This window comes from Priestia aryabhattai B8W22, assembly GCF_000956595.1.
Classification (GTDB): domain Bacteria; phylum Bacillota; class Bacilli; order Bacillales; family Bacillaceae_H; genus Priestia; species Priestia aryabhattai.
Genome location: NZ_JYOO01000065.1, coordinates 1 through 2,940 on the forward strand (window position 1 = coordinate 1; position 2,940 = coordinate 2,940).

Consider the following 2,940-nt stretch of genomic DNA (forward strand, 5'->3'; position numbering starts at 1 on the left):
CGCTATGGGAAATCTCATCTTGAGGGGGGCTTCATGCTTAGATGCTTTCAGCACTTATCCCGTCCACACATAGCTACCCAGCGATGCCTTTGGCAAGACAACTGGTACACCAGCGGTGTGTCCATCCCGGTCCTCTCGTACTAAGGACAGCTCCTCTCAAATTTCCTACGCCCACGACGGATAGGGACCGAACTGTCTCACGACGTTCTGAACCCAGCTCGCGTACCGCTTTAATGGGCGAACAGCCCAACCCTTGGGACCGACTACAGCCCCAGGATGCGATGAGCCGACATCGAGGTGCCAAACCTCCCCGTCGATGTGGACTCTTGGGGGAGATAAGCCTGTTATCCCCGGGGTAGCTTTTATCCGTTGAGCGATGGCCCTTCCATGCGGAACCACCGGATCACTAAGCCCGACTTTCGTCCCTGCTCGACTTGTAGGTCTCGCAGTCAAGCTCCCTTGTGCCTTTACACTCTACGAATGATTTCCAACCATTCTGAGGGAACCTTTGGGCGCCTCCGTTACATTTTAGGAGGCGACCGCCCCAGTCAAACTGCCCACCTGACACTGTCTCCCGGCCCGATCAGGGCCGCGGGTTAGAATTTCAATACAGCCAGGGTAGTATCCCACCGACGCCTCCACCGAAGCTAGCGCTCCGGCTTCTCAGGCTCCTACCTATCCTGTACAAGCTGTACCAAAATTCAATATCAGGCTACAGTAAAGCTCCACGGGGTCTTTCCGTCCTGTCGCGGGTAACCTGCATCTTCACAGGTACTATAATTTCACCGAGTCTCTCGTTGAGACAGTGCCCAGATCGTTACGCCTTTCGTGCGGGTCGGAACTTACCCGACAAGGAATTTCGCTACCTTAGGACCGTTATAGTTACGGCCGCCGTTTACTGGGGCTTCGATTCAGAGCTTCTCCCAAAGGATAACCCCTCCTCTTAACCTTCCAGCACCGGGCAGGCGTCAGCCCCTATACTTCGCCTTGCGGCTTCGCAGAGACCTGTGTTTTTGCTAAACAGTCGCCTGGGCCTATTCACTGCGGCTCTCTCGGGCTATACACCCTACCAGAGCACCCCTTCTCCCGAAGTTACGGGGTCATTTTGCCGAGTTCCTTAACGAGAGTTCTCTCGATCACCTTAGGATTCTCTCCTCGCCTACCTGTGTCGGTTTGCGGTACGGGCACCTCCCGCCTCGCTAGAGGCTTTTCTTGGCAGTGTGGAATCAGGAACTTCGGTACTATAATTCCCTCGTCATCACAGCTCAGCCTTTATGATGAGCGGATTTGCCTACTCATCAGCCTAACTGCTTGAACGCGCATATCCAGCAGCGCGCTTACCCTATCCTACTGCGTCCCCCCATTACTCAAACGGCGGGGAGGTGGTACAGGAATATCAACCTGTTGGCCATCGCCTACGCTTTTCAGCCTCGGCTTAGGTCCCGACTAACCCTGAGCGGACGAGCCTTCCTCAGGAAACCTTAGGCATTCGGTGGACAAGATTCTCACTTGTCTTTCGCTACTCATACCGGCATTCTCACTTCTAAGCGCTCCACCAGTCCTTACGGTCTGACTTCGCAGCACTTAGAACGCTCTCCTACCACTGACATCAAAGATGTCAATCCACAGCTTCGGTGATACGTTTAGCCCCGGTACATTTTCGGCGCAGAGTCACTCGACCAGTGAGCTATTACGCACTCTTTAAATGGTGGCTGCTTCTAAGCCAACATCCTGGTTGTCTAAGCAACTCCACATCCTTTTCCACTTAACGTATACTTGGGGACCTTAGCTGGTGGTCTGGGCTGTTTCCCTTTTGACTACGGATCTTATCACTCGCAGTCTGACTCCCATGGATAAGTCTTTGGCATTCGGAGTTTGACTGAATTCGGTAACCCGTTGGGGGCCCCTAGTCCAATCAGTGCTCTACCTCCAAGACTCTTACAACATGAGGCTAGCCCTAAAGCTATTTCGGAGAGAACCAGCTATCTCCAGGTTCGATTGGAATTTCTCCGCTACCCACACCTCATCCCCGCACTTTTCAACGTGCGTGGGTTCGGGCCTCCATTCAGTGTTACCTGAACTTCACCCTGGACATGGGTAGATCACCTGGTTTCGGGTCTACAACCACATACTAAACGCCCTATTCAGACTCGCTTTCGCTACGGCTCCGCCTTATCAGCTTAACCTTGCATGGGATCGTAACTCGCCGGTTCATTCTACAAAAGGCACGCCATCACCCGTTAACGGGCTCTGACTACTTGTAGGCACACGGTTTCAGGATCTCTTTCACTCCCCTTCCGGGGTGCTTTTCACCTTTCCCTCACGGTACTGGTTCACTATCGGTCACTAGGTAGTATTTAGCCTTGGGAGATGGTCCTCCCAGCTTCCGACGGAATTTCACGTGTTCCGCCGTACTCAGGATCCACTCAAGAGGGAACGAAGTTTCAACTACAGGGTTGTTACCTTCTTCGACGGACCTTTCCAGGTCGCTTCATTTACTTCGTTCCTTTGTAACTCCGTATAGAGTGTCCTACAACCCCAAGAGGCAAGCCTCTTGGTTTGGGCTAATTCCGTTTCGCTCGCCGCTACTCAGGAAATCGCATTTGCTTTCTCTTCCTCCGGGTACTTAGATGTTTCAGTTCCCCGGGTCTGCCTTCAATATCCTATGTATTCAGATAAAGATACTGTTCCATTACGAACAGTGGGTTTCCCCATTCGGAAATCTCCGGATCAAAGCTCACTTACAGCTCCCCGAAGCATATCGGTGTTAGTCCCGTCCTTCATCGGCTCCTAGTGCCAAGGCATTCACCGTGCGCCCTTTCTAACTTAACCATTAGCGAATAAATGGTACAACATAATGTTGTGTTATTTATTGGTTTGATTAAAGAAAAGTTTCACTTTTCCTCAGCAATTACTGTTATCTAGTTTTCAAAGAACAAT

The 2,940-nt window shown here is 51.8% G+C and carries 1 rRNA gene; it reads right to left on the reverse strand.

Features of this window, described 5'->3' with window-relative positions:
• A 23S ribosomal RNA gene (locus N178_RS25385) occupies window positions 1-2,832 on the reverse strand; the annotation flags it as partial.
• Between the last annotated feature and the right edge of the window lie 108 nt (window positions 2,833-2,940).